Source organism: Dendronalium sp. ChiSLP03b, from assembly GCF_034531165.2.
Taxonomy (GTDB): Bacteria; Cyanobacteriota; Cyanobacteriia; order Cyanobacteriales; family Nostocaceae; genus Dendronalium; species Dendronalium minutum.
Map to the genome: position 1 here is coordinate 1 of NZ_JAVRBR020000117.1, position 1,047 is coordinate 1,047.

Consider the following 1,047-nt stretch of genomic DNA (forward strand, 5'->3'; position numbering starts at 1 on the left):
GAAGGTTGCACGATATATAAATGGATTGTGTATTAGTATGCAAGATGAGATGAGCATGGTATAAATCATGATAGTAGAGGAGAGTTATCAGCTTGCATTAAAGGCTGAGAAAAAATTGTCATGAAGATAGAATAGTATTTCCTATGTTGGAGGACATAATAATAGAGGAAGAGGCTAATGGACTAGTGGCCATGGACATAATTATCAGCGTGGTGAATTAAGTTCTTTAGGAGAAAGAACTGATGGGAGAAATTTTTAACAAAATCGAGGAGGAAGGGCATTTGCTAGAGGAGATTTCAGTCGTGGAAGAGGTTGTGGTACTTATTTTAGATATGGACAGTTTGGACATCATGCATTTGAATGCACATAAAATCAAGAAGATGAAGGAAAACAGAGAATAGAAGGTGGTGCTCATATGGTACAAAATGATGAAGCACTAGAGCAAGTAGAGGAACTAGAGAATGGAGAAGCATTAATGTTGAGGAGAATCCTTTTAAATTCTGCCAAAAAAGAAGAAGAACCCGTCTAGAGGAGGAATCTATTTAGAACCATCTGTAAATCCAAGGGAAAGTGTTGTAAAGTTATCATCGATAGAGGGAGCACTGATAACTATGTATCAAAAGAGATGGTGAGCAAGTTGAACCTGCAAGTGAAGAAGCATCTAGATCCTTATAAGGTTTCATAGCTACAAAAGGGCCATAGCCTTACTATTGACAAGCAATGTCTGGTGGAGATATAGATTAGAAGGTTTAAGGATTCAATCCTTTGCGATATGATATAGATAGATGCATGTCATGTGCTACTTAGAAGACCATGGCAACATGATAGACATGCGATCCATGATAGAAGAGCAAATACATATCAAGTAACGAAGGATGGGATGAAATTTACTCTCAATCCTCTAAAAGAAAAATGGGATGATACCAAGGTTTGTGTTGTCACAGGAAAAGAATTCTTGAGGGAATTGAAAGGCAAAGAGTGCTTTGTGCTAGCAGTGAAGCCAAAGTCAAGTGGAGGAGAATGTGTTAGAGATTTGGAGCAAGTACC

The 1,047-nt window shown here is 37.9% G+C and carries 1 protein-coding gene; it reads left to right on the forward strand.

Annotated features, from left to right (window positions below; genetic code table 11):
• Positions 1–242 precede the first annotated feature (242 nt).
• The gene (locus tag RMY31_RS26325) at positions 243–401 is read left to right on the forward strand and encodes a hypothetical protein (protein ID WP_409878502.1); all 159 of its coding nucleotides are present in this window, start codon (positions 243–245) and stop codon (positions 399–401) included.
• The last annotated feature ends 646 nt before the right edge of the window (positions 402–1,047 follow it).